The sequence below is a fragment of the Nocardia sp. NPDC057455 genome, assembly GCF_042802775.1.
GTDB lineage: Bacteria > Actinomycetota > Actinomycetes > Mycobacteriales > Mycobacteriaceae > Nocardia.
Genome location: NZ_JBHVDM010000105.1, coordinates 1 through 23,852, shown reverse-complemented (window position 1 = coordinate 23,852; position 23,852 = coordinate 1). Strand labels below are relative to the sequence as shown.

The following is a 23,852-nucleotide window of genomic DNA, read 5'->3' as shown; positions in this document are numbered from 1 at the left end:
CTTCGTCGCGGACGCGACGGCCACTCGGACGCGAGCCGGGCCGCGAACGGCGCATGCTCGGTCTCGCTTCGCTCGAAAGACGGAGCTGAGGTTGTGTGGCCGCGTCTGCTGACAACCTCGGCTTTCAGGAACACCCACTCGCGAGTCGACTGCGTACGAGCGCTTCCATACCCAGCCATCGGCTGGTCCGGTGCCTCGCCCGGCAGTTCGAGTCGCCGCCGTTCTGCCGGTTCACGACTGAGAATCGAATTCATGGCTCATCGCACTGTTCGGCCGCCACTTGCCTGCGCAGCGAGGCACGTAGGCGTCTGCCCGCCTCGGTACACTCGCCTGCGCGCAGCGAGGCGCGCAGGCGTTTACCGCCTCAGTACACCGGGAGAGACTTGTCCACCTGGTTGGCCCAGGCGATCACGCCGCCCTGCAAGTGGGTGGCGTCGGCGAAGCCGGCGCGTTTCAGTGCGGCCAGGGCCTCCGCTGAGCGCACACCCGTCTTGCAGTGCAGCACGATCGGACGGTTCTGGGGCAGCTCCGAGAGCGCCTCGCCGGACAGGATGCGGTCCTTGGGAATGAGCTTGGCACCCTCGATGTGCACGATGTCCCACTCCACCGGCTCACGCACGTCGATCAGCTCGATCGGCTTGCCCGAAGCCAGCAATTCCTCCAGCTCACGCGCGGTAATGGTGGAGCCGGCCGCGGCCGCTTGGCCCTCCTCGGACACCACACCACAGAAAGCCTCGTAGTCGATCAACTCGGTGATCGGCTGACGCTCCGGGTCGCGACGCAGCTTGATGGTCCGGTAGTTCATGTCCAATGCGTCGTACACCATCAGCCGCCCGAGCAACGGCTCGCCGATGCCGGTGATCAGCTTGATGGCCTCGGTCACCATCACCGAACCGATGGACGCGCACAGCACGCCGAGCACGCCGCCCTCGGCGCAGGACGGGACCATGCCGGGCGGCGGAGCCTCCGGGTACAGATCGCGATAGTTGATGCCGCGCCCATCCGGGGCGTCCTCCCAGAACACCGAGACCTGGCCCTCGAAGCGGTAGATCGAGCCCCAGACATACGGCTTGCCCGCCAGCACGGCGGCATCGTTGACCAGGTAGCGCGTGGCGAAGTTGTCGGTGCCGTCGACGATCAGGTCGTACTCGCGGAACAACTCGATCGCGTTCTCCGGCTCCAACCGGATCTTGTGCAGCCGGACGTCGATGCCGGAGTTGATTTCCAGGATCGAATCACGCGCGCTGTCGGCCTTCGGGCGGCCGATGTCGGATTCACCGTGGATGATCTGACGCTGCACGTTGGAGGCGTCGACCTCGTCGAACTCGACGATGCCCAGCGTGCCGACACCCGCGGCGGCCAGGTACAGCAGGGCGGGCGAGCCGAGACCGCCCGCGCCGATCACCAGCACCTTGGCGTTCTTCAGACGTTTCTGCCCGTCCACGCCGAGATCGGGAATGATCAGGTGTCGGCTGTAGCGGGCTACCTCATCCCTGGTCAGCTCCGCGGCCGGCTCGACAAGTGGCGGCAGGGACTTGGGTGATGACACGTCCAGGACTCCTCGAATCGCTTGGCCGATCGCTGCGGCGGTGTTGACGCCCTCGGCGGGTTGTTCAACTGTGCAACACCGACGACCGGGCCGTTCTTCCCGCCCATCGTTCCGTATACCCGGCGCGCCGCGACAACCACCCTCTCCGTCCGACCAACGCTGCCCTCCCATGGTGACGGTATCGGCCTGACCTCGGGTTCAGAGCGAAGCGAGACCGAGCATCCGCCGTTCGTGACGCGGTCGCGGCAAATCCGACACAACCTATCCCCGCGGGTAGGGCCAGGGGTTGAAGCGGCAGCGCTTGCCGTCCATCGGGACCACGCCGTGTGGGTCGAGGGAAGCGATGTCGTCGTTCTTGGTGCCGAAGGTCTGCTGCATCATCACCGGAGCCAGCCCACCGTCGTTCTCGCACGCCTGATGCTGGTGGTAGCCGATGGCGTGACCGACCTCGTGGTTGATCAGGTACTGCCGATAGGACCCGATGTCGCCTTCGAAGGCGAGCGCGCCGCGTACCCAGCGGACATCCGACAGCACCACGCGGCGATCGTCGGCGTTGTAGCAGGAGGTATCGATCGGGATGTCGAAACCGCACTCCTTGCGGCTGGATCCCCGGGAGGTGAGCGAGACGCGGAAGTCGGCATCACCCTGGTCGACCCGGCGGAACGCGAACTTGGGGTCGTGCACCCAGCTCTTCGGATTGGCCAGGGTGGAATCGACCATCTTGGCGATGGCCTCGTCACCGCCCAAGCCCGCGGTGTCCACGCCGTTCTCGATCTCCACGGTGTAGCGGAAGACGGTCGTGGTTCCGGCGCCTGCCTGGGCGGTGGTGCCGGGCACCACGTGCCAGTCGCCCGCCCCGGTCTCGGCGAACGCGCCGCCCTCGGGCAGTGCCCCGGCGGGTAGATCGGTGGAGAAGTGTCCGTCACCCGGCGGGGCCCCGATGATGCCCGCGGTGGCGGTGGCCGTACTGAGTCGCCCGAGCCCCGGATCCGAGCCCGCGAGGCTGTCGTCGTCGGTGGCGCGGATCGCGTCCACGACCACCAGGACGGTGATCACGACCAGAACGGGCAACGCATAGGCTCGCCAGCCGTAGGTCGAGACGAATCTGCCGAGCGCGCTCTGCTTCTTCGCGTCCCGCTCGGGTCGGCCGCGGTCCCTGCCGTCGTCGGGGGAAGTGGGATCCCAGCGGGCGCGTAGTGGCTGGTGGGATCGTTCGGCCGTGTGCGCGTAGAGACCGAGCGGGTCGTAGACCTCGACGCCGTCGTCTTGATCGGCCCGGTCCGGATCGGGCTGTGCCGCAGCGGGTTCGGGTGTTTCGCCGCGCTTGCGCTCGCTCGCCCGGCGACCGGGTGATCCGCCGCCTGCCCCCGACCGCTCGGCCGCGCCGGTTCGAGCCGCACCATCGGTTCGCGCCTCTGGCCAGGTTCTCGCCATGTGATCCGACCCTACGGAACCGGGCGCGCCGGAGCCAGCCGGGCGGCGCGCATCAGGCCGCCCGGCGGGTGGTCTCTCCGGTCGGTCGGTCACGTCGACCAGAGTCTCACAGCGGCGAATCCCCACTCACGGGCACACCTGCGGCCCCGTCGGTGCGAGAATTCTTTCCGGGTGGCACCAGTTGCTCGGCCCCGATCCGCGGGCGGGCGACAACCGGGTATCGTTCATGAGATAACCCGGTGCACACCCCTTTGCCGGGGAATCGACTGGGAGAGCCGAAATGACTGACCTCGTGGACCGGATGACGTCCCGTAGATCGTCGTCCGAGGCCATGGCACCCGCCAAACGCGGTACCCGGCTTCCGCGCGACGAGCGACGTCAACAGCTACTCGCGGCGGCAAGCGAAGTCTTCGTACAGCGCGGCTACCACGCCGCGGGCATGGACGAGATCTCGCAATGCGCCGGAGTGAGCAAGCCGGTGCTGTACCAGCACTTCAGCAGCAAGCTGGAGCTCTATCTCGCGGTGCTGCAGAACTACGTGGACATCCTGGTGTCCAGCGTGCGCCAGGCGCTGCGCTCCACCACCAGCAACAAGCAGCGCGTGCGCGCGGCGGTGCAGGCGTACTTCGACTTCGTGGACAACGAGATGCAGGGCTTCCGCCTGGTCTTCGAATCCGACCTGACCAGCGAGCCGCAGGTGCAGCGCCGGGTCGAACAGGCCACCGAGGCCTGCGTGGACGCGGTCTTCGACCTGGTCGCGCACGACTCGGGCCTGGACCCCTATCGTGCTCGCATCCTGGCCGTCGGCTTGGTCGGCGCGAGCCAGTTCACCGCGCGGTACTGGCTGGAGGCCGATCGGCCGATCCCGAAGGAAGAGGCGGTCGACACCACCGTCTCGCTCGCGTGGGGCGGCCTGAAGCACGTGCCGCTGCACCCGATCGACTGAGCGGTCACAACGACGAACGAGCCCCTGTCCCCGAACGATCGGGGGCAGGGGCTCGATTGCGTATGGGCCGGATCGGGGATCAGACCGCGGCGAAACCGACGCGGCCGCCGGTGGTCGAACCGATTTCGACGTAAGCGACCTTCGACGCCTGGATCAGGAACTTGCGGCCCTTCTCGTCGGAGAGCGACAAGACGCCACCGTCGCCGCCGCCGAACGCACCGGACACCAGCGCCTCGACCTCTTCCTGGGTCTGCGCGCTGTTGATCACCAGCTCGCGCGGGCTATCCGAAATACCGATCTTGACCTCCACGGCCAACCTCCGAACCTGAGAGTCCTGTGCTGTCGAGTCCAGGCTAGTGGGGGCCGCCGGGGCCGTTCACTTCGGCTCGATGAGCTGGATCTCGAGTTCGATCTTGACGGTGTCGCTGAGCATGCCGGGCAGCGGGCCGCCGACGCCGAAGTCGGTGCGCTTGATGGCGCCGGTGGCGGAGAAGCCCGCATGGCGGTCGCCGGTCGGGCCGAAGTCCTGCACACCGCCCCATTCGACCTCCAAGGTGACCGGCTTGGTGATCGTGCCGAGGGTGGCCTCGCCCTCGACCTCGAAGGTCTCCGCGACGATCACCGGACGGGTGGCGCGGAAGGTCAGCGTGGGGCGGTTGGCGACGTCGAGGAAGTCGGCGGTGCGGATATGCGCGTCGCGGTCGGCGTTGCCGGTGTCGAACGAGTCGAGGTGGATCGTCGCGCCGATCGTGGCCGCGCCCGATTCGTCGACCACGAATTCGGTCTCGAACCGGGTGAATCCGCCACGCACCTTGGAGATGCCGAGATGACGAATGGTGAAGGCGACCGAGGAGTGCGCCGCGTCGAGCGCCCACGATCCGGTTTTCAACGTGGTGGATTCCGAGGTAGATGTCATGCCTTCGACAATGACCGGACCACGGTCCGCTAGCCAGACCGCCGTTATCCTGGACCTGACAGGGCGCGGATAACCGTCCTCGGACCGGGCACGATGGGACGCATGGCTCGTAACGGATTCGCGGAATTCCTCATCGCGCGGCGCGCCGAATTGCGGCCGTCGGACGTCGGCATGCCCGAAGGCGGACGCCGCCGGACGCCCGGTCTGCGTCGTGAAGAGGTCGCCGTCCGCGCGGGAGTGAGCGCAGACTACCTGGCCCGGCTGGAGCAGGGACGTGACACCAACCCGTCGGTCGCGGTGATCGACGCCTTGGCCGACGCACTGCTGCTGAGCGGTGACGATCGCCATCACTTCGGCATGCTCGCACTCGCCTCGGGCAACGAATCCCGGTGCCCCGGGAACGAATCCGCAGAGGAGCGGGTGACCCCGACGATCGAGACCATATTGCGCGCCTTGCAACCGACGCCGGCGTTCGTGGTCGGCCGGAGGCTGAACGTGCTGAGCTGGAACCAGGCCTGGGCCGATTTCGTGGCCCCGCTGGGTCTGCTGGACGGTCCCCACCAGCCCAACCTCGCGTGGTACACCTTCGAGCATCCCGCGGCACGGCGCGTCCTGCGCAACTGGGAGCAGGCCGCCGACGCTTTCACCGCCGCGCTCGGCCGCGCCAAACTTCACTGGCCGGGCGATGACACCCTGCTGGAGACGATCGAAGCGCTGCGCGAACTACCGGAGTTCGCGGATCGCTGGAAACCGCATCGAGTCGGCGCCGCGGGCTCCAAAACGCTGCACCTCGACCATCCCGTGCACGGCATGGTGGAAGTACCGTTCGAGACCCTGGAAGCCGACCGCGATCAGAGCGTGGTGGTCTGGCTGGCCGACCGGGCGAGCATGCACGCGCCCGGACTGCGGCTGGTGCCCAACCGCGCGGCGAACGAATAACCCGCGCTCAGATGCCGAGTACCGCCATGCGCTCGGCGTGACTGTCCTGCATCCGCTCGATCAGCGCCGCGATGCCGTTGAGATCGCCGGTGGCGGTGAGCACCAGATCGGTGAGTTCGTCGCGCTGCGCCATGACGAACTGGGCTTGCGTGATCGCCTCGCCGAGCAGCCGCCTCCCCCAGAGGGTGAGCCGGTCGCGCTCGGAGCGGCTCTCGGTGACCGCCCGGCGCACCTCCTCGACGACGAACTCCGAATGCCGGGTCTCGGCGAGCACGTCGCGGACCACCGCGGCGATGTCCGGAGTCAGCGCGCCCGCGATCTCGGTGTAGAAGTCCGCGGCGATGCCATCACCCACATAGAACTTCACCATCGACTCCAGCCACGTCGACGGGTCGGTGGAGGCGTGATAGTCGTCCAGCGCGCGCACGAACGGCGCCATGGCGTCGAAGACATCGGCGCCGCGGGCGGCCAGCGCGGACTCCAGCGTCTTGAAATGCTCCATCTCGGCCGCGGCCATCTTCGCCACCGCCACCCTGCCCCGCAGGGTCGGCGACAGCTTGGCCTCCTCCGCGAGCCGGTAGAACGCGGAGATCTCGCCGTAGGCGAGCACCGCGAACAGGTCGGTCACGCCGGGATGACTCGCGGGGATGAAGAGATCGGCTGGGTCGGTCGACGAAACACCTGACGCGGCAGGTGACTGTGCTCCCATGTGCCCCAGCGTAATACTCACCGCGGTTCAGGCGGTCTCGGCCAGGAACTTCTCCAGATAACTCCATGTCGTGTCACGCGCGGTCGGAGCGGCCAGGATGCCCAGGTGGCTGCCGGGAGCGCTCTCGTAGCGGACCATCGCCGCTCCGGTGAGCACGTCCGCGCCCGCCTCGACGGCGGGTGCCGGGGTGATCACGTCGGAGGGCCCGCCGACCAGCAGGACCGGAGCGGTCACCTTCGCCAGCTCGATCCGGCGTCCGCCGAGTACGACGACACCGCGCCCGATGTCGTTGGCGAGGATGAACCTGCCCCACAGCTGGCCGTAGAAGCGGCCGGGATACCCGGGCATCTCGGCCATGAACCGGTCGATCGTCTCCATCTTGGCCAGCGCCTCGGTGCGCGCGATATTGCTCGCGACGAACCACGGGCGGGTCAGCTCGCGATCCCAGGCGGTGACCTTGTAGCCGATTCGAGTCAGTGTCGCAGGAACGCCACCGGCCGCGCGGATGACGGTGGAGGTGGCCCGGCCGCCCGTAAGTTTCGCGACGGCGCGCAGTTGCGGCACGCCGGTCATCCGGTTGTAGTCCAGCGGTGAACCGACGGCCGTGATGGACCGGATGGGCAGCTCGGGGTGCGCCGCGGCGGTCAGCAGGGCCAGTGTGCCACCGAGCGACCAGCCCACCAGATCGACCGCGCCTCCGTCGCGATCGGCGCTGGTGCGCAGCACCGCCTCGGGCAGGATGTCGTCGATCCAGTCCTCGAAGCCCATGCGCCGGTCGGCGAAGGTGATCTCGCCGTAGTCGACGACGTACGGGCTGCGGCCGATCTCCAGCAGGAAGCGCGCCAGGCTCTGTTCGGGCCGTAGGTCGAAACAAGTGGCGGGCGCGGCGAGCGGCGGGACGAGCAGGACGGCCGAATCCCCTTCCGGCGTGGTCGCGTCCGCTCGCTCGAATCGCCGCAGTTGCCGATGCGGCTCGTCCCATAGGATCGTCGCGGGAGTCGGGTCCGGCGCCTCGATGCCGGAGCCGAAGGTCAGTGCCCACGCGTTGCGTGCGGCGATGGTGACAGTGTCGGCAAGGCTCACATCGAAGAGAGTCTCATATTCCGGTACCGCCGGTAACAGGCAAGTCCCGGAGTGTTACCTCGGGCCCATGCCGACCGGATTGAGCGGCGGGACCACCGCCTCCTGCACGCTGCGCACCAGCGCCGCCAGTGACATGGTCAGCTCGGTGATCGCGTCGGCCGACAGCACCGCGAGTGCCCCGGTCCACGCCGCGTCGTCGGTCTCGGCCTCGACTTCGGCGAGCAGCTCCGCGCCGCTGCCGGTGAGGGTAGGAGTGACCGGTTCGCCGGCCACCAAGCCCCTGGCGCGCAACTCGTCGAAGGCATCGGCCCACTCCGCCTCCGACACCCCGCGTGCGGGACGCATCACCGATTCGGGCGCCTTACCAGCGGCCACCTGGGCCACCAGCGCTTGACGTCCGTTCAGACCGTGGGTGACCAAGGCCGCGACATGGCCGTCGCCGCGGTGCTCGCGCAGCGAGGTGGTCAGCTGCCACAGCGCGGCCACCGGGTCGGCGGGCAGCGGCAGGTCCGCGTTGGCGGCGAACAGCGCCCGGCCGGTCGGATCGGCCGCCCGCTGCGCCGGCGTGAGCAGCTCGACCGCGCGAGCGCACACCGCGTCCCCCGCGCCGATGCCGCGCAGCAGGCCGGTGGCCAGGTCGAGCCGGGCGTCGAGGCAGCGTTGCGGCGTCGCCCGCTCCCACGCATCCGGCAGTGCGCGCCGCACCATGTCGGGATGGAATCCGGCGAAGACGGCCTGCACCGTCGCGGGCGTCACCGCCCCCAGCGGCGCGGCGCGGAAAGCGAAGTAGGTCTGCCAGTAGCCGCGCAGGCCGATCCCGACGCCCGCCTCCTTCACGCCGGTTCCGAAATAGACGACATCGTGTAGCGGTTCGAGCGTCGCCCAGATTTGCCGCGCCGGATGAATTCCCATGTGGCGCAGCGTACGTGGGTACCCGGCGCGGCGAAAGCGCGCTGCGGGTCCGGCGGATTTCCGGGAGCGCGCCGCAGTGGCAATTCGAGCGACGCACAATATCACGCTACAATCGCGTCGGACAACGGAAAGTTTCGCTCGACAGAGTTGCCGGACGTCGCGCTCACGCACATCGCGGAGACGCCGCTGCGACCGCTGACCGGTTTCGGGTGCGAAGTTTTCGTTGGACAGGAAAATGTGCGCGCACCAATCCGCGTCACCAGTGCGCCGCGCCGATGTTTTGCGAGGTAGCCGCCGCTTGTCGCGGCAGGCGCCCGGCATCCGGAGCGTGGCCGGGTGAAGTATCGCCTGCGGAGTCGTGGTCGTCGTGGACCGCCCGGTCCGCCCCACCTCGTGCGCGCGGGACGTGATTACGAGGAAGGCACGAACCCTGAGCAAGATCACAGTCGATCAGGAACCAGGTCTGGCGGAGACCCTGTTGACGGCCGAACTGGACGCCACGCACACCGCCCCGACTTTCACCGAATTAGGCGTGCGCCCGGAAATCGTCCGTGCGCTCGGCGAGATCGGAATCGAACGTACTTTCGCCATTCAAGAACTGACCCTTCCGCTGGCACTCGCCGGGGAAGATCTCATCGGTCAGGCCCGCACCGGTATGGGTAAAACCTTCGGATTCGGCGTGCCGCTGCTGCACCGCATCGCGACCGCGGAATCCGGCACGACGCCACTGGACGGCACCCCGCGCGCACTGGTCATCGTGCCGACGCGTGAGCTGTGCATCCAGGTCACCAAGGATCTGGAGAACGCGAGCAAGTACCTGACCAACCACCAGGGGCCGCTGCGCGTCGCGTCCATCTACGGCGGCCGCCCCTACGAGGCGCAGATCGCGGCGCTGCGCGCCGGTGTCGACGTGGTGGTCGGCACCCCCGGCCGGCTGCTTGACCTGGCCGATCAGCAGCACCTGATCCTCGGCAAGATCGGCGTGCTGGTACTGGACGAAGCCGACGAGATGCTCGACCTGGGCTTCCTCCCGGACATCGAGCGCATTCTCGGCATGGTCCCGGACAAGCGCCAGACCATGCTGTTCTCCGCCACCATGCCCGGGCCGATCATCACCCTGGCGCGCACCTTCCTGACCCGCCCCACGCACATCCGGGCCGAGGAGCCGCACGACTCGGCGGTGCACGACCGCACCGCGCAGTTCGTCTATCGCGCGCACGCCTTGGACAAGAGCGAGTTGGTCGCGCGCATTCTGCAGGCCGAGAGCCGCGGCGCCACGATGATCTTCACGCGCACCAAGCGTACGGCGCAGAAGGTGGCCGACGACCTCGCCGAGCGCGGGTTCGCGGTGGGCGCGGTGCACGGCGACCTGGGGCAGATCGCCCGCGAGAAGGCGCTGACCAAGTTCCGCAAGGGCACCATCGACGTGCTGGTCGCCACCGACGTCGCGGCGCGCGGCATCGACATCGACGACGTCACGCACGTCGTCAACTACCAGTGCCCGGAAGACGAGAAGACCTACGTGCACCGGATCGGGCGTACCGGCCGGGCGGGCCGCACCGGCGTCGCGATCACGCTGATCGACTGGGACGAGCTCAACCGCTGGTCGGCGATCGACAAAGCGCTCGGCCTCGACATCCCAGAGCCGGTCGAGACGTACTCGCGCTCGCCGCACCTGTACTCCGATCTCGGCATTCCCGAGGGCGTGACGGGCGTGGTGCGCAAGGCGCAAGTGGAACGCGAACCGGACGCGGTCGTGGTCGAACGCCCGGCCCGCGCCCCGCGCAAGCGCAATCGCAGGCGCACCCGCGGCGGCCAGCCGATCGACGGCACACCGAACGTCACCGACGCGGACGAGACCGACTCGCCCGCGGACGCCGAGACCACGTCTTCGGAGCAGGCCGCAGCCGAGTCCGACACGGGCGACAAGCCCGCTCGTCGCAGGCGCAGGCGGCGCAAGCCGAGCGGCGACGCGGCCGACAACACCGCGGGCGACGAGCCGGGCACCGAGGCCTCGGACGACCACGGCGCTGCGGACGACGACGCGGACGAGACCGGCACCGCCGACCGGCCCGCTCGCCGTCGGCGCAGGCGTCGTCGTTCCGGCGAGGGTGACGCGGTGGCGGAGGACGCCGGGAGCGCGGCGGAGCCCGCGGCAGCCGCATCGGCCTGATCGCTCGGATCGGCTAGTCTCGCAGTCGTGCTCGCACCCGAGCGGCGGACGCGCGCCGATATCATTTCCGCGGTCGCGATCGCGGTTCTCGTGGTGATCGCCGGGACCTTGGTGTGGGTGCGCGGGGACGCGCACGGCACCGAGTCGGTGACCGCTTCGTCCACGGTGCCGACCCCGGCCGCGGCCGATCAACTGCCCGCCTCGTTGCGCGAACTGTGGCACGCGCCGGACGGTGCGAGCGCGCGGGCGCTCGTGTCCGGCGGTGTCACGGTGACCGCCGACGGCGACACGGTCACCGGCCGTGATCCCCGCACCGGTGACCAGCTCTGGAAGTACCGGCGCGATTTGCCGCTGTGCGGGGTCGAGGGCCAGTACGGCATGGTGATCGCTGTCTACCGCGACGATCGCGGCTGCAGCCAGGCCACGATGCTGGCCGGTGACAGCGGTGCGCGCCGCACGGCGCGCAGCAGTTATATGGATCGCGACGTGCGGCTGTCGGTCGACGGCACCTACCTGCTCGCCCAGGGGCCGCAGCGGCTGGAGATGTGGCGCTCGGACCTGGTGCGCACCGTGGAGTACGGCTTCGTCGACGCGCCGGTGAACGTCAAGACCCAGCCGCGCAAGGGCTGCACGCTGCTGTCGTCCGGTTCCAGCCCGTCCCGGCTCGCCGTGTTGGAACGGTGCCCCGCCGACCCGGCCGGGCGGCTCACCGTGCTGAACCCGGCCCCCAAGGACAACACGGTGCCGGAGGAGTACGGCTCGCATGTATTGATCGGTCCCGGCGCGGATTCCGCGGAAGCTCGGGTGATCGCGGTGTCCGACAGCCGGATCGCGCTCTACTTCCCCGGCGCCACGACGGGCGCGGAGTCGCTGCCGCCACGCTTGGCCGTGTACGACGGGAACGGCAATCCGATTGTCGTGCATCAGCTCTCGGCGCCGTTGAGCCGAACGGCCACGACCACCCGCATCGGGTCGGCCTATCTGGTCTTCACCGGCAACAGCGTGATCGCCTTGAACGGCAGCACTTTCGACCCGCTGTGGACTGCGGGCGGGGCACTGGGATCACCGGCGCTCATGGCGGGAAAGCTGCTGTTGCCCACCACCGGAGCGCTCGCTGTCCTCGATCCCGCCACGGGGACCGAAGCGGGGCGCATTCCGGTGGAACGGCCCGGCTACGCAGGCGGCCCGATCTCCCTCACCACGATCGGGACGACCGTACTCGAGCTGCGCGAGGGCGAACTACACGCTTTCGCGTGAGGTACGGCGGATTTGTCGGTGCCATGGAGCACACTGACCGAATGAGCGAAACCGTCCCCGCCGCAACCGAAAACAACACTGCTATCACGTCCTACGACGATCCCGACGCGCCGTGGAACCAGAAGTACTCCGACGAAGACATCGCGCACTGGAACGACGGCGTGATCCAGGAGTTCCGCGACAACGCGGGCAAGGTCGGCGGCGCGTACGAAGGCGGTGAACTCGTACTGCTCACCACCACCGGCGCCAGAAGCGGTAAGACGCATGTGATTCCGCTCGGCCTGTTGCGCCGCGGCGAAACCCTCTACGTGAGTTCGTTCATCGAGGATCGATACCCGGCCTGGTACCACAACGTGAAAGCGGACTCCGCGGTCACCATCGAGTGGGGGCCAACCACCTATCGAGGCACGGCGCGCGCGCTGGAGGGAGCCGAGTACGACGAATTCGCGGCGTGGGTGACGGCGAACAATCCATTGCTGGCGGACTACCAGGCCAAGGTCTCGCGGCCGCTGCCACTGGTGGTGCTCGAGCTGGGGGATCCGATCGAGTCCTAGTCCGCCGCGGTGGGCGCGGGTTCGGATCCGCAGAGGTGTCCGATCCGGCGCACCACCATGATCATCGGTGGATCATCATGGAGGCATGTCCGCACTCGACGATGCCCGCGTTGTGCTGCTCCGGCACGGCGAGACCAGCTGGTCCACCCAGCGGCGGCACACCGGCCGCACCGATCTCCCGCTCACCGAGCGCGGCGAAGAGCAAGCCAGGGCGGCGGGTAGGCTGCTCGCCACGCTGAAACTGCGGAATCCGTTGGTACGCACCAGCCCCCGGCTCCGAGCGATACGTACCGCCGAGCTGGCCGGGCTCACCGGCGCCGTGGTCGACGACGAACTCGCCGAATGGGACTACGGCGCCTACGAGGGCCTGACCACCCCGCAGATCCGCGAGTCCGTGCCCGGGTGGACCATCTGGACCGGTCCGGTTCCGGACGGCGAGACCGCGCAGCAGGTGTGCGAGCGCGCCGATCGGGTGCTGGCCGCCGTGCCGCCGGTGCTGCCGGAGCGGGATATCGTGCTGGTGGGGCACGGCCACTTCTCGCGCGCGCTGATCGTCCGCTGGGCGGAATTCGACCTCCGGGAGGGCCGCCGGTTCGCTATGTCGACCGGCGCGCTGACCGTACTCGGCTACGAACACGACGTGCGCGCGATCCGCGCGCACAACCTGATACCCAACGGAGCGTCACTGTGACCCGAACCGGCCCCGCCGACACCACCGCCGTCGACCTCGGCGCCGCCGTCCTGCGCCGCGCCGTCCCCGCCGACGTGCCCGCCCTGGTCGATCTCATCTACGACCTGGCCGAATACGAGAAGGCGCGGCACGAATGCACGGTCACCGCCGAGCAGCTGCGCTCCGCGCTGTTCGGGCCGGAGCCGAAACTGTTCGCGCACGTGATCGCGGACGAGTCGGGCCTGCTCGGCTGCGCCATCTGGTTCCTCAACTTCTCCACCTGGGACGGCGTGCACGGCATCTACCTGGAGGACCTCTACGTCAAACCGGAGACCAGGGGCAAGGGCTACGGCAAGGCGCTGCTCACGGCCCTGGCGAAGGAGGCGATCGACCACGGCTACAGCCGCGTGGCCTGGGCGGTGCTGACCTGGAACCAGCCCTCGATCGACTTCTACGAGTCGATCGGCGCGGTGGCCCAGGACGAATGGGTGGGCTACCGGCTGGCGGGTGACGCGCTCGGCGAGCTGGCCGCCGAGGCGCGGTAGGGCACATGTCCTGGCTCCCGCCACTCGACCCCGCGTCCTGGCCCAGCACCGCCGAATCGGCCATGGCGATGCAAGACGAATTGCGGCCGCTGGTCTCGCCGGTCACCCCGCCCGGCGCACGGTTCGCCACGGTGGCCGGGCTCGACTCCGCCTACGACGACACCGGCGCCGTAGCCGCGGCCGTCGTGGTCCTGGCGGCAGACACCCTCCAGCCGGTCGCCTCCTCCGTCGCGCACGGCGTCGCGGACTTCCCGTATGTGCCGGGCCTGCTCGCTTTCCGGGAGATCCCGGCCACCCTCGCCGCCTTCGAAAAGCTGGACACCGCACCGGATCTGCTGGTCTGCGACGGGCAGGGACTCGCGCATCCGCGCCGCTTCGGCCTCGCCTGCCACCTCGGACTGCTCACCGGGGTGCCGACGATCGGCGTGGCGAAGACCGTATGGGGCGAGTACACCGAGCCGGGGCCGGAACGCGGCGCGGCCACCGACATCACCATCGACGCAGCGGTGGTCGGGCGCGCGTTGCGCACCAGAAGCGGCGTCAAGCCGGTGTTCGTCTCCGTGGGGCACAACATCGACCTCGACACCGCTTGCGCCCAGGTGCTGGCGCTGACCCCGCGTTACCGGCTACCGGAAACAACCCGGCACGCCGACCATCTCTGCCGGGCGGCGCTGCGCACGGCAGCAGGGGACTATTCCGGCTCGACCCCGTAGTCCTGGGCCATCCAGCGAGTGGACGACGGCGCGAACAGCAGCACCAGCGCGGCAATCGCGACCACCCCGAGCGCAGCGCCGTAGACCGGCTGATGCGAGTCGGTGAGTAGTGACCAGGTGACCGGGAGCAGCAGCAATTGCGCGATGACCGCGATCGCGCGCCCCCAGCGTTTCCCCAGCAGCAGGCCGGCGCCCGCGGCCAGCACCGCGCCGCCGAGGATGCCGAACCAGGCCGCGGTGCCGTAGCCGCTCGTCGTGGATTGGTCGTGGCCGAGCAGTCCGCGCACCACCAGCACGATCGCGACCCCCACGGCGACGACGCCTTCCAGCGTCACCAGCGCACCGGCCGCCCGCACCGTCGTCGGCACCGCCGCCGCTTCTTCCTCGCTCACGATCGCGCCTCGCTCGCACTCGGCTCCGTCGTGCGCGACAGCGCACGGTGTCCTCGCTTCCCAGGCTGACGCTCGTTCACGCGGCAAGCCTACGACCCGCTCGGTCGCGCCTTCGTCCTGGCGTATGCCCGCGCAATGGCACCCGCGGCGTCACTCGCCGCTTTGCCGGCGCGGGCAGGCCGCCAACTAGGCTGCCATCGTGCGGACGCTGCTGATCGTGAACCCGAATGCCACCTCGACTACGCCGGCGACCAGGGACCTCTTGGCGCACGCGCTGGAGAGCCGCACCCAGCTGACCGTTGCGCACACCCAGCACCGCGGGCACGCCGCGGAACTGGCGCAGTGGGCCGCGACCAACGAGATGGACCTGATCGTCGTGCACGGCGGCGATGGGACGGTCAACGAGACCATCAACGGATTCCTGCCGCTGCCGGTGCTCGACGACGGTCAAGCCTGGTTGCCACGCCTCGGCGTGATCCCCGGCGGCTCGGCGAATGTCTTCGCCAGAGCGCTCGGCATCTCCCCCGACCCGGTGACCGCGACCAATCAGCTCATCGACCTGCTCACCGTGGATACCGATCGCCGGATCGGCCTCGGGCTGGCCGACGACCGCTGGTTCTGCTTCAGCGCGGGCGTCGGGCTCGACGCCGACGTGTGCGAGGCGATCGACGCCAGCCGCGCCCGCGGCCGCACCGCCACCCCCGCGCGATATGTTCGAACAACCGTTCGGCAATTTTTCCGGGCAAAGCGCGCCGAACCGGGCGTTCGGGTGGAAATTCCCGGACGGGATCCCGTGGACGGGGTGCACTACGCCTTCGTTACCAACACCACACCGTGGACATACCTGAACGCCACCCCGGTGCACACCAACCCCGGTACCCGGTTCGAAACGGGGCTCGGAGTGTTCGCGGTCCGCTCCATGGCCGTCGTCCCGACACTGCTACTCGCGCGGCAGCTCTTGGCGAGTAACGGAAACCCCAAGTCCCGCAATTTATTTCGCGAAGACGACGTTCCCACCGTACGAATCGAGTGCAAAGAACCCATCGGCCTGCAAATCGATGGCGACTTCATCGGGAAGCGCAACGTGGTGGATTTCACTGCCGTGCCCGACGTCCTCGCGGTCGTCGCCCCGCGGCCGCACTGAGGGCGAAACACCCCCGAAAACATCGCGGGTAGTGCTGCGAAAACCCGGTGGAGCGAGTACAAAGGACCGGGCAGGCTTCCCCGTGTGGGGGGCCTTCAGAGCGTGAGCTTCCCCACGGTGCACCGCGTGCCTATTGACATCTACGGTGTTCGTGAAAGCATTCACAAGCAACCGTGCGGAAACATTCGAGTCGCACAAGTGAACGAACCACAAACCCATAGGCGCCCCATGCGGCGCCCAGCAAAGGAGCAGAGGAATGGACTGGCGCCACAAGGCCATCTGTCGCGATGAGGACCCCGAGCTGTTTTTCCCGGTGGGTAACAGTGGTCCGGCGCTCGCGCAGATTGCCGATGCCAAGCTGGTCTGCGCTCGCTGCCCCGTAACCGCCGACTGCCTGTCCTGGGCCCTGAAGTCCGGACAAGACGCCGGCGTGTGGGGTGGTATGAGCGAAGACGAGCGCCGGGCGCTCAAGCGTCGCAACGCGCGCACCCGCACCCGCACCGTCGTCTGAGCCAGACGACCAGCTTTACCGGGCCATTCAGCCCGGCCCGGTAACGCATTTCAGCCCGGCACCCATAGGTGCCGGGCTGTGTTGTTTATGCGCCCCCGGATCACGAACTGGAAATAGTCGGTCTCGCTTCGCGGACGAAACGCCGAAGCCGACCAATGCGGTTGCGCGGAACGGCAATTGCGACAGGACGGATTACGTTCCGGCAGAGCGGCGATTCGACTCGCGAATGAGCGAGACCTGTGCGAAAGTAGTCGGTTCTCGATCGAGCGGAACCGCGGGCGAATCCGTTCGACACCCTCGCATTCCACTCGATACGGACATTCGAACGCGCACTGCCCCACAGGCCGCGAACCGCACCCGAGGGCGGTCGCCCGCGACTTCCGAGCAACAGGTCGCATCGGCTCGGCCGCGGACGGTATCGAAGCGGCGGATCCGCCCCACCGCCGATCGTCAGCGGCCGGAACGACGGCCCAGCGGGACGCGCAGGACGGCATCGGTGCCGATATCGGCGCCGGGATGCAGACCGATGGAACCGCCCAGTTCGGCGGTGACCAAGGTCCGGACGATCTGGAGACCGAGCCGGTCGGAAGACTCCAGGCTGAACCCGGGCGGCAGTCCGCGGCCGTCATCGCTGATGATCACGTCCAGCCAGCGGGCCGAACGCTCGGAACGGATTGTCACCGTGCCGTTTTCACCCGAATCGAAGGCATGCTCGATGGCGTTCTGCACCAGTTCGGTGAGCACCATCACCAGCGGAGTGGCGCGTTCGGCGGAGAAGACCCCGAGCGAGCCCGCGCGGCGCACCTTGATACGCGTGGTGTGCACCGTGGCCACGTCGGCCATGATCGGCAGCAGCCGGTCCACGACCTCGTCGAGATCGACCTCTTCGTCCACCGACATGGACAGCATCTCGTGCACCGACGCGATGGAGGTGACCCGGCGCACCGACTCGGTGAGCGCGACCTGCGCCTCCTCGTTCTCGGTGCGGCGCGCCTGCAGGCGCAGCAGCGCGGCGACGGTCTGCAGATTGTTCTTCACCCGGTGATGGATCTCCCGGATGGTGGCGTCTTTGCTCAGCAGCGCGCGATCGCGCCGCTTGACCTCGGTGACGTCGCGGACGAGCACGGCGGCACCGGCCAGTTCGCCGTGTGGGCGCAGCACGAGGGTGCGCAGCAGAACGGTGGCTCCGCGCGCCTCGACCTCCATCCGGCGTCCGGTCCGCCCGGCCAGCGCGGCTTGGATGTCGCCGACCACTTCCTGCGCGTCGAACGGATCGGTGATCAGGGAGCGGGTGGTGACGGCGAGATCCTGGCCGGCCAAGTCGGCCTGCAAGCCCATCCGGTGATAGGCCGACAGCGCGTTCGGACTGGCGTAGACGACGATGCCGTCGGTGTCGAGCCGGATGAATCCGTCCCCCGCGCGCGGGCTGGAATGGGTGGCCGCGCGATCCTCGGTGGTCGGGAAGGTGCCTTCGGCGATCATCTGGCACAGATCGTCCGCGCACGCCACATACGCGCTCTCCAGCTGACTGCGCACCCGGGAGCGTTGCAGATCGGTGTCCCGGCTCAGCACGGCGATCACGTCGTCACCGCAGCGCACGGGAATGGCCTCGCGGATCGCGTGCACCGGACGCGGGTGATAGACACCGGATGCCTCGACGTCGCTGTCGGCTCGCACAACATCGCCGCTGGTCAGCGCATCGAACACTTGCGGATGTTCGGCCTGCCGGGCTGACGTGCCGACCAGGTCCTCCTGATGCACGGTGGGCGCGGTGGTGGGACGGCACTGCGCGACACACACGATGTCGGCGCCCTCCATCACCGGCCCCACACCGACCCACAGCAGCAGATCGGCGAAGGACAGATCGGCCAGCAGCTGCCAATCGCCCACCACCCGCTGCAGATGATCCACGGCGACGCCGGGTAGGTCGGTGTGCTCGGCCAGCAGCTCGCTCAGTGTCGCCATGCAGATCTACCGCCGCAATCGATCAGGAGATGACCGCGATAAGGTGGCCCGCCTTGATCGCGTCGCCTTCCTTCACGCCGATCGAAGTCACCGTGCCGCTGGACTCGGCCAGCACCGGGATCTCCATCTTCATCGACTCGAGGATCACCAGCGTGTCGCCCTCCTGGACTTCGTCACCTTCCTTGGCGACCACCTGGTAGACGACCGACACCAACTCGGCGAGCACTTCCTCAGCCATGGCACCCCATTCACTCGTTGGCCTGTATCCGCTGACGCTACAGCCAACCACACGTGAAAGAATGGCCTTCAATCAGAAGGGAGACTACTCATGGGTAAGCGCGGACGTAAGAAGCGTAGCCGCAAGGGGAACGCAGCCAACCACGGCAAGCGACCCAACGCCTGAGCGACGCTCGGTTCGAAAGCACGAAGCGGCACGCACTTCCAGCGGGAAGGCGTGCCGCTCGCGTGTCACGGACGGCTATTCCGAGGTGTCGACCGAAGTTTCCTTGGTGACGAACGTCCGGCGGATCTCGATGGTCAGGCGCTCACGCAGGGACTCGGGCGCGCGATCACCGCCGCATTTGCGGCTGAGCAGGCTCTTGACCTTCTCCTCGATGCCATAGGCCTCGATACACGGACTGCAGTGCTCCATGTGGTGCTGCAACCGAGCCCTGGTCGCCTCGTCGCATTCCCCGTCCAGCATCAACCACACGTCGGCGAGCACCGCCGTGCAGTCGAGTTCCATATCGGGGTCCCGTTCGGTACTCACTGCTTGACCTCCTGGCGTTCCCCCGAACGGTTGAATCCACGCTCGCGCGCGACATCGGCGAGCAAACCCTTCAGTTGCTTGCGGCCGCGGTGCAGCCGGGACATCACCGTACCGATGGGTGTGCCCATGATGTCGGCGATTTCCTTGTACGGGAAGCCCTCGACATCGGCGTAATACACCGCCATGCGGAACTCCTCCGGGAGTTCCTGCAGCGCGGCCTTGATGTCGTCGTCCGGTAACGCGTCCAGCGCCTCGACCTCGGCCGACCGCAGACCCTGCGAAGTGTGCTCGGCGGTCGCGGCCAGCTGCCAATCGGTGATCTCGTCGGTCGGGTACTGCGCGGGTTGGCGCTGCTTCTTGCGGTAGGAGTTGATGTAGGTGTTGGTCAGGATCCGGTACAGCCAGGCACGCAGGTTGGTGCCTTCCCGGAACGACTTGAAGCCCTGGTAGGCCTTGACGTACGTCTCCTGGACCAGGTCCTCGGCATCCGCCGGGTTCCTGGTCATGCGCAGCGCGGCGCCGTAGAGCTGGTCGAGCAACGGGAGCGCGTCCCGTTCGAACCGTTGTGTCAGCTCGGCATCGTCGACGGCGCCGACATCGTCGGCCGCCACGTCATCGTCGCTCGTCACACCTGTCCCTTCGATCGCCGTACCTGCCAAATCTACCGGCATCGGCATATCGAAGGAGAATCCGCCGTCCGCCGGGGACACCTCGGTCCCCACCGGACGGTCGTCGAGCAGCACGGGCACAGGCATCTCCTTCACGTCTCCATAGGGCCTGCTCACGCGCTGGAAATTGGTCCGAGCGCGGTGTACCGGCTACAACATGCGCGACCCGTCCGGTGTTCCCGCCTTCCTCCGCTCGCGGCGAATGCGCAGGAAAACCCGTTGTCTGCCAGGTCACGGCCGCCGTTAAGGTTTGGCCATGGCAGCAGGCTCGACTCCGGCGATCCGCGCGTTGACCCAGGCGAAGGTGTCCCACCGGGTGCACGCCTACCGACACGATCCGCGCGCCGACTCCTACGGCACCGAGGCGGTCGACGCGCTGGGCGCCGAACTCGGCGTCGCGGCCGAGCAGATTTTCAAGACCTTGGTCATCGAACTCGCCACCGGATCGCTCGCGGTAGCCGTGCTTCCGGTGCCGAACATGTTGTCGCTCAAAGCCGCGGCCGCGGCGCTCGGCGCGCCGAAGGCGAGCATGGCGGACAAGACGCGGGCGGAGAAGACGACCGGGTACGTGCTCGGCGGTATCTCCCCACTCGGTCAGCGCAAGCCGCTGCCCACCGTGATCGACGACTCGGCATTGCGCTGGGACCGGATGCTGTGCAGTGCGGGACGGCGCGGACTGGAGGTCGAACTGGCGCCCGCCGACCTGATCCGGCTGACCGCCGCGGTGACCGCGCCCGTGACATCCGCGTAATTCGGCCACCATCGGCGCGATCTGTGCGTTACTGAACTGGCCAGATCGACCCGACTCGTGAGGATGTGATGCGAATGTCTACGCACCAGCGGGTGCGCACCGTGATCGTCGCGTTGTCCGGAGTGCTCGTCTTGGCTCTCGCTCCGGTAACGCTCCTAGCGCAAGAGGCCGCCGCCTCGCCGGTTACGCAGGTCAGCGATTCCGTGTTCGACTTCGACGGTCAGGGATCCAAGAGTGACGACAAGTCCGGGAAGGCCGAGAAACTCAGCGGGAATGTCACCACCAAGCTGATCGACCTGGTCGCTGGAATCATCAAATGCGGGCTCAATATCGCCTCACCGAGCGTGAAGTGCTCGCTGTAATTTTTGCTAGGTCTCGCTTCGCTCGAAACCGGTAGTTGGGCCGGTGTGGTCGCGCTAGGCGGTCACACCGGCACCTCGGCCCGCGAGATATCGCTGGGCCAGGAGTGCCGGCTACCCAATCGGCTTGCGTGAGCATGCGGCGGCCGGACCGACACCGGCCGAGGACTCGTTCACAACAGGCTGATCTGCTCGGCGTCCTTCTGATCCTCCACGCGGGCAAGCAGTTTCGGTCCGTTGTTGCGCACGCTGTTGACCAGCGCGGGCACCGGGCGGGCCACGATATCGGCGACCGCTTCCTCCGACGGCGTCTCGAGCAGGCTCGCGGGCGCCGGGCGATCCGGGTCCAGCCACGCGTCCCAGTGCTGCTGCGGCATGGGCAGTGGCATCCGGTCGTGGATGCGGGTCAGGTCGCCGACCGCGTCTGTGGTCAGGATGGTGCACGACAGCAGGGGCTGACTCTCCGGCTGGGACCGGTCGCGCCACACCGACCACAGACCGGCCATGTAGAGGCGGGAACCGTCCGCGTGGGCCATGTAGTACGGATGCTTGGCGACCTTCCCTTTCGCGCCCTTCTCGCCGTTCGGCTCGACGACCCACTCGTACCAGCCGTCCATCGGTACCAGGCAACGCCGGTACTTCACGGCGTCGCGGAACGAAGGCGTGGTGGCGGCCTTGTCGGCGCGGGCGTTGAACAGCGGCTTGCCCTTGACCGGGACACCGGGCTCGGCGGCCTTGGTCCATACCGGGATCAGCCCCCAGCGCATCCGCCGGAGACGCAGCTTCGGGTCGTCGTCCTTGCTGCCCTGATCGTGCCGCTCCACCACGGTGAGGACCTGGGTGGTCGGCGCCACGTTGTAGTTGGTGAAGGAGCCCTGGTCAGCGGACTCGGTCTCGTCGATCGCATCCAACTCGACCGCGAGCCTGCCGGGGTTGGTCGTGGTCGCATATCGTCCGCACATATCCCCGATAGTCCCACCCGCCACCGACAGAGTCGGGGACAATTGATGCATAGCTGGTGACCTGTTGAGAGTTGTGGCATAGCATTCTCTCATCCACAGGACGGGCCGTCCGTCCACTCGGACCCGCGCATCGACCGTCCACCGCAGACGGCAAGAGGAGATTCACTGTGACATCCACCGACACCAAACCGGCCGATCACGACACGGCACTGACGTCGGTCAATCCGGCGACAGGCGAGGTGATCGGCACGCACGTCATCGCCGACGACGCGGCGGTGGCCGCCGCGGTCGCCAAGGCTCGCGCAGCGGCCGCCACTTGGGGCGCGCTGAGTTTCGACGAACGACGCACGCACCTGCTGCGCTGGTCGAGCAAGCTGGTGCAGGACTCGGAGAAGTTCTGCGAATTGATCCACGCCGAGAACGGTAAGCCGCTCGACGACGCCTTCCTGGAACTGATGCTCGCGCTCGAGCACATCTCCTGGGCGGCCAAGAACGCCAAGAAGGTGCTCGGCCCCAAGAAGGTCTCCCCCGGCGCGCTGATGTCGAACTTCAGCGCCCGGCTCGAGCAGCGCCCGCTCGGTGTGGTCGGCGTGATCGGCCCGTGGAACTACCCGGTCTACACGCCGAACGGTTCCATCGCCTACGCGCTGGCCGCCGGTAACACCGTCGTGTTCAAGCCCAGCGAATACTCCACCGGCATCGGCAACTTCCTCGCCGACGCGTTCGCGGCAGCCAACCCCGAACTGCCCGAGGGCGTCTTCATCACGATCAACGGCTACGGCGCGACGGGCGCGGCACTGGTCGGCTCGGAGGTCGACAAGATCGCGTTCACCGGCTCCACCGCCACCGGCAAGCGGATCATGGCCGCCGCCGCGGAACGGCTCACCCCGGTGCTGCTGGAGTGCGGCGGCAAGGACGCGGTGATCGTCGCCGCCGACGCCGACATCAAGGCCGCCGCGGACGCGGTCGCCTGGGGCGCCACCGCCAACAGCGGCCAGACCTGCGCCGGCGTCGAGCGGGTCTACGTGGACCGCTCGGTGCGCGAAGAGTTCGTCGCCGAGGTCAAGCGCATCCTCACCGACATCAAGCCCGGTTCGGACGACAAGGCCGCTTACGGCCCGATGACCATGCCGAGCCAGATCGACATCGTGCGCCGCCACATCGAGGACGCGCTGAAGAACGGCGGCACCGCGGTGCTCGGCGGACCCGAGTCGGTCAAGGCGCCGTTCATCGAACCGGTCGTCCTGGTCGATGTGGACGAGAACTCCGAGGCAGTGGCCGAGGAGACTTTCGGCCCGACCATCACCATCCGCACCGTCGACGGCGTGGACGAGGCGGTCGAGCTGGCCAACAACTCCAAGTACGGCCTGTCCTCGGCGGTCTACTCGAAGAAGAACGGCCTGGACATCGCCCGCAGGCTGCGCGTCGGCGCCACCTCGGTGAACTCCGTGCTCGCCTTCGCCGCCATCCCCGGCCTGCCCTTCGGCGGCGTCGGCGATTCCGGCATCGGCCGCATCCACGGCGAACCGGGTCTGCGCGAGTTCACCCGCCCGCACTCGATCGCGGTGCAGCGCTTCACCGTTCCCGGAATGGCGCTGCTGAGCTACAGCCGCACCGACTCCACGATGAAACTGCTGCGCAAGCTCGTTCCGTTCCTGCACGGGCGGCACAAGTAAGTAACCACGCCTGAGCCGGGTGTCCGACGTCGTCGAGCACCCGGCCCAGCGCACCTCAATCCCCGGTTCCGAGCGAAGCGAGACCGAGCATGTTCCGTTCGCGGCCCGGCTCGCGTTCGCGCGGCCGCCGCGCCCGCGACTGATCACCGGTCGACACGACAACCGCCAGCCACCACCAACCGCATGCACGATGCCCAAAGATCGCGCCAAACGCGCCCAGCCCACCGCAACTCCCGGTTCCGAGCGAAGCGAGAC

28 protein-coding genes are annotated in these 23,852 nt (G+C 68.1%); 15 read left to right on the top strand and 13 right to left on the bottom strand.

Annotation, left to right across the window (positions count from 1 at the left end; genetic code table 11):
- Positions 1–364: 364 nt before the first annotated feature.
- Both moeZ and ACFU5M_RS29680 read right to left on the bottom strand, forming a co-directional pair.
- Positions 365–1,549 carry an adenylyltransferase/sulfurtransferase MoeZ gene (moeZ, locus tag ACFU5M_RS29685; protein WP_379054193.1) on the bottom strand — a complete coding sequence of 395 codons (1,185 nt, stop codon included), beginning with the start codon at positions 1,547–1,549 and terminating at the stop codon, positions 365–367.
- Positions 1,550–1,810: 261 nt separating this feature from the next.
- Entirely contained in the window at positions 1,811–2,983 is a 1,173-nt protein-coding gene (locus tag ACFU5M_RS29680) for a DUF3152 domain-containing protein (RefSeq protein ID WP_379054192.1), read from the bottom strand.
- Positions 2,984–3,263: 280 nt separating this feature from the next.
- Between ACFU5M_RS29680 and ACFU5M_RS29675 the strand changes: the two genes are divergently transcribed.
- On the top strand, positions 3,264–3,929 hold the full coding sequence (locus ACFU5M_RS29675) for a TetR/AcrR family transcriptional regulator (RefSeq protein WP_195150283.1): 666 nt from the start codon (positions 3,264–3,266) through the stop codon (positions 3,927–3,929).
- Positions 3,930–4,008: 79 nt separating this feature from the next.
- Here ACFU5M_RS29675 and ACFU5M_RS29670 read toward each other — a convergent pair whose 3' ends face one another.
- A complete protein-coding gene (locus ACFU5M_RS29670; RefSeq protein ID WP_379054191.1) occupies positions 4,009–4,239 on the bottom strand; it encodes a DUF3107 domain-containing protein in 231 nt (76 codons plus the stop codon).
- A 66-nt stretch (positions 4,240–4,305) separates the two neighbouring features.
- The gene (locus tag ACFU5M_RS29665) at positions 4,306–4,845 is read right to left on the bottom strand and encodes a YceI family protein (protein ID WP_379054190.1); all 540 of its coding nucleotides are present in this window, start codon (positions 4,843–4,845) and stop codon (positions 4,306–4,308) included.
- A 102-nt stretch (positions 4,846–4,947) separates the two neighbouring features.
- On the opposite strand from ACFU5M_RS29665, the gene ACFU5M_RS29660 reads away from it, so the two are divergent.
- Positions 4,948–5,784 carry a helix-turn-helix transcriptional regulator gene (locus ACFU5M_RS29660; protein ID WP_379054189.1) on the top strand — a complete coding sequence of 279 codons (837 nt, stop codon included), beginning with the start codon at positions 4,948–4,950 and terminating at the stop codon, positions 5,782–5,784.
- Between the two features lie 7 nt (positions 5,785–5,791).
- On the opposite strand, the gene ACFU5M_RS29655 is transcribed toward ACFU5M_RS29660, so the two are convergent.
- Genes ACFU5M_RS29655 through ACFU5M_RS29645 form a run of 3 tightly spaced genes read right to left on the bottom strand, consistent with a single transcriptional unit; the run spans position 5,792 to position 8,488 of the window.
- On the bottom strand, positions 5,792–6,493 hold the full coding sequence (locus ACFU5M_RS29655) for a ferritin-like fold-containing protein (RefSeq protein WP_379054188.1): 702 nt from the start codon (positions 6,491–6,493) through the stop codon (positions 5,792–5,794).
- Between the two features lie 27 nt (positions 6,494–6,520).
- Complete coding sequence (locus ACFU5M_RS29650) at positions 6,521–7,576, bottom strand: alpha/beta hydrolase (protein WP_379054187.1); 1,056 nt, start codon at positions 7,574–7,576, stop codon at positions 6,521–6,523.
- 54 nt (positions 7,577–7,630) lie between these two features.
- Complete coding sequence (locus ACFU5M_RS29645) at positions 7,631–8,488, bottom strand: hypothetical protein (protein ID WP_379054186.1); 858 nt, start codon at positions 8,486–8,488, stop codon at positions 7,631–7,633.
- A 409-nt stretch (positions 8,489–8,897) separates the two neighbouring features.
- Between ACFU5M_RS29645 and ACFU5M_RS29640 the strand changes: the two genes are divergently transcribed.
- The 6 genes from ACFU5M_RS29640 (at position 8,898) to ACFU5M_RS29615 (ending at position 14,400) form a co-directional block, all read left to right on the top strand.
- A complete protein-coding gene (locus ACFU5M_RS29640) occupies positions 8,898–10,661 on the top strand; it encodes a DEAD/DEAH box helicase (protein ID WP_379054196.1) in 1,764 nt (587 codons plus the stop codon).
- Positions 10,662–10,688: 27 nt separating this feature from the next.
- Positions 10,689–11,918, top strand: coding sequence for a hypothetical protein (locus ACFU5M_RS29635; protein WP_379054185.1), 1,230 nt, complete (start codon positions 10,689–10,691; stop codon positions 11,916–11,918).
- 41 nt (positions 11,919–11,959) lie between these two features.
- Positions 11,960–12,472: a nitroreductase/quinone reductase family protein gene (locus ACFU5M_RS29630; RefSeq protein WP_379054184.1), complete on the top strand. Its 513-nt coding sequence runs from the start codon at positions 11,960–11,962 to the stop codon at positions 12,470–12,472.
- An 85-nt stretch (positions 12,473–12,557) separates the two neighbouring features.
- Positions 12,558–13,163: an acid phosphatase gene (locus ACFU5M_RS29625; protein ID WP_379054183.1), complete on the top strand. Its 606-nt coding sequence runs from the start codon at positions 12,558–12,560 to the stop codon at positions 13,161–13,163.
- Complete coding sequence (locus ACFU5M_RS29620; protein WP_379054182.1) at positions 13,160–13,687, top strand: GNAT family N-acetyltransferase; 528 nt, start codon at positions 13,160–13,162, stop codon at positions 13,685–13,687. The genes ACFU5M_RS29625 and ACFU5M_RS29620 overlap by 4 nt, the downstream gene beginning before the upstream one ends.
- 5 nt (positions 13,688–13,692) lie before the next feature.
- Entirely contained in the window at positions 13,693–14,400 is a 708-nt protein-coding gene (locus ACFU5M_RS29615; RefSeq protein WP_379054181.1) for an endonuclease V, read from the top strand.
- Here ACFU5M_RS29615 and ACFU5M_RS29610 read toward each other — a convergent pair.
- A complete protein-coding gene (locus ACFU5M_RS29610) occupies positions 14,379–14,792 on the bottom strand; it encodes a hypothetical protein (RefSeq protein WP_379054180.1) in 414 nt (137 codons plus the stop codon). The genes ACFU5M_RS29615 and ACFU5M_RS29610 overlap by 22 nt on opposite strands.
- Positions 14,793–14,991: 199 nt before the next feature.
- Here ACFU5M_RS29610 and ACFU5M_RS29605 point away from each other — a divergent pair, with 199 nt between their 5' ends.
- Together ACFU5M_RS29605 and ACFU5M_RS29600 are read left to right on the top strand one after the other, a co-directional pair.
- Positions 14,992–15,936 (top strand): diacylglycerol/lipid kinase family protein, encoded by a 945-nt coding sequence (locus tag ACFU5M_RS29605; RefSeq protein WP_379054179.1) that lies wholly within the window; start codon positions 14,992–14,994, stop codon positions 15,934–15,936.
- 256 nt (positions 15,937–16,192) lie between these two features.
- Entirely contained in the window at positions 16,193–16,447 is a 255-nt protein-coding gene (locus tag ACFU5M_RS29600) for a WhiB family transcriptional regulator (RefSeq protein ID WP_011211115.1), read from the top strand.
- 450 nt (positions 16,448–16,897) lie between these two features.
- Here ACFU5M_RS29600 and ACFU5M_RS29595 read toward each other — a convergent pair whose 3' ends face one another.
- Both ACFU5M_RS29595 and ACFU5M_RS29590 read right to left on the bottom strand, forming a co-directional pair.
- Positions 16,898–18,412, bottom strand: coding sequence for a sensor histidine kinase (locus tag ACFU5M_RS29595; protein WP_379054178.1), 1,515 nt, complete (start codon positions 18,410–18,412; stop codon positions 16,898–16,900).
- Between the two features lie 22 nt (positions 18,413–18,434).
- Positions 18,435–18,650 carry a biotin/lipoyl-binding carrier protein gene (locus ACFU5M_RS29590; RefSeq protein WP_379054177.1) on the bottom strand — a complete coding sequence of 72 codons (216 nt, stop codon included), beginning with the start codon at positions 18,648–18,650 and terminating at the stop codon, positions 18,435–18,437.
- A 90-nt stretch (positions 18,651–18,740) separates the two neighbouring features.
- Here ACFU5M_RS29590 and ACFU5M_RS29585 point away from each other — a divergent pair, with 90 nt between their 5' ends.
- Positions 18,741–18,815, top strand: coding sequence for a 50S ribosomal protein bL37 (locus ACFU5M_RS29585; protein ID WP_022597109.1), 75 nt, complete (start codon positions 18,741–18,743; stop codon positions 18,813–18,815).
- Positions 18,816–18,890: 75 nt separating this feature from the next.
- Here ACFU5M_RS29585 and rsrA read toward each other — a convergent pair whose 3' ends face one another.
- A complete protein-coding gene (gene rsrA, locus ACFU5M_RS29580; RefSeq protein WP_379054195.1) occupies positions 18,891–19,157 on the bottom strand; it encodes a mycothiol system anti-sigma-R factor in 267 nt (88 codons plus the stop codon).
- Positions 19,158–19,177: 20 nt separating this feature from the next.
- Positions 19,178–19,858, bottom strand: a complete 681-nt coding sequence (locus ACFU5M_RS29575) for a sigma-70 family RNA polymerase sigma factor (RefSeq protein ID WP_379054194.1) — start codon at positions 19,856–19,858, stop codon at positions 19,178–19,180.
- A gap of 247 nt (positions 19,859–20,105) precedes the next feature.
- On the opposite strand from ACFU5M_RS29575, the gene ybaK reads away from it, so the two are divergent.
- Complete coding sequence (gene ybaK, locus ACFU5M_RS29570) at positions 20,106–20,600, top strand: Cys-tRNA(Pro) deacylase (protein ID WP_379054176.1); 495 nt, start codon at positions 20,106–20,108, stop codon at positions 20,598–20,600.
- A 74-nt stretch (positions 20,601–20,674) separates the two neighbouring features.
- On the top strand, positions 20,675–20,962 hold the full coding sequence (locus ACFU5M_RS29565; RefSeq protein WP_379054175.1) for a hypothetical protein: 288 nt from the start codon (positions 20,675–20,677) through the stop codon (positions 20,960–20,962).
- Between the two features lie 170 nt (positions 20,963–21,132).
- Here the strand turns inward: ACFU5M_RS29565 and ACFU5M_RS29560 are convergent, their stop codons facing one another.
- Complete coding sequence (locus ACFU5M_RS29560) at positions 21,133–21,921, bottom strand: SOS response-associated peptidase (protein ID WP_379054174.1); 789 nt, start codon at positions 21,919–21,921, stop codon at positions 21,133–21,135.
- Positions 21,922–22,088: 167 nt separating this feature from the next.
- On the opposite strand from ACFU5M_RS29560, the gene ACFU5M_RS29555 reads away from it, so the two are divergent.
- Positions 22,089–23,597: an aldehyde dehydrogenase family protein gene (locus tag ACFU5M_RS29555; RefSeq protein WP_379054173.1), complete on the top strand. Its 1,509-nt coding sequence runs from the start codon at positions 22,089–22,091 to the stop codon at positions 23,595–23,597.
- A 19-nt stretch (positions 23,598–23,616) separates the two neighbouring features.
- On the top strand, positions 23,617–23,852 hold a 236-nt coding region (locus tag ACFU5M_RS29550; protein WP_379054172.1), incomplete at its 3' end, for a hypothetical protein.

Excerpts from the sequence above, each read along its gene's own strand:
- rsrA (WP_379054195.1), bottom strand. The coding sequence starts at position 19,157 with ATGGAACTCGACTGCACGGCGGTGCTCGCCGACGTGTGGTTGATGCTG.
- ACFU5M_RS29680 (WP_379054192.1), bottom strand. The coding sequence starts at position 2,983 with ATGGCGAGAACCTGGCCAGAGGCGCGAACCGATGGTGCGGCTCGAACC.
- ACFU5M_RS29645 (WP_379054186.1), bottom strand. The coding sequence starts at position 8,488 with ATGGGAATTCATCCGGCGCGGCAAATCTGGGCGACGCTCGAACCGCTA.
- ACFU5M_RS29660 (WP_379054189.1), top strand. The coding sequence starts at position 4,948 with ATGGCTCGTAACGGATTCGCGGAATTCCTCATCGCGCGGCGCGCCGAA.
- ACFU5M_RS29560 (WP_379054174.1), bottom strand. The coding sequence starts at position 21,921 with ATGTGCGGACGATATGCGACCACGACCAACCCCGGCAGGCTCGCGGTC.
- ACFU5M_RS29615 (WP_379054181.1), top strand. The coding sequence starts at position 13,693 with ATGTCCTGGCTCCCGCCACTCGACCCCGCGTCCTGGCCCAGCACCGCC.
- ACFU5M_RS29565 (WP_379054175.1), top strand. The coding sequence starts at position 20,675 with ATGTCTACGCACCAGCGGGTGCGCACCGTGATCGTCGCGTTGTCCGGA.
- ACFU5M_RS29630 (WP_379054184.1), top strand. The coding sequence starts at position 11,960 with ATGAGCGAAACCGTCCCCGCCGCAACCGAAAACAACACTGCTATCACG.
- ACFU5M_RS29625 (WP_379054183.1), top strand. The coding sequence starts at position 12,558 with ATGTCCGCACTCGACGATGCCCGCGTTGTGCTGCTCCGGCACGGCGAG.
- ACFU5M_RS29590 (WP_379054177.1), bottom strand. The coding sequence starts at position 18,650 with ATGGCTGAGGAAGTGCTCGCCGAGTTGGTGTCGGTCGTCTACCAGGTG.
- ybaK (WP_379054176.1), top strand. The coding sequence starts at position 20,106 with ATGGCAGCAGGCTCGACTCCGGCGATCCGCGCGTTGACCCAGGCGAAG.
- ACFU5M_RS29675 (WP_195150283.1), top strand. The coding sequence starts at position 3,264 with ATGACTGACCTCGTGGACCGGATGACGTCCCGTAGATCGTCGTCCGAG.
- ACFU5M_RS29655 (WP_379054188.1), bottom strand. The coding sequence starts at position 6,493 with ATGGGAGCACAGTCACCTGCCGCGTCAGGTGTTTCGTCGACCGACCCA.
- ACFU5M_RS29595 (WP_379054178.1), bottom strand. The coding sequence starts at position 18,412 with ATGGCGACACTGAGCGAGCTGCTGGCCGAGCACACCGACCTACCCGGC.
- ACFU5M_RS29665 (WP_379054190.1), bottom strand. The coding sequence starts at position 4,845 with ATGACATCTACCTCGGAATCCACCACGTTGAAAACCGGATCGTGGGCG.
- ACFU5M_RS29600 (WP_011211115.1), top strand. The coding sequence starts at position 16,193 with ATGGACTGGCGCCACAAGGCCATCTGTCGCGATGAGGACCCCGAGCTG.
- ACFU5M_RS29575 (WP_379054194.1), bottom strand. The coding sequence starts at position 19,858 with ATGCCGATGCCGGTAGATTTGGCAGGTACGGCGATCGAAGGGACAGGT.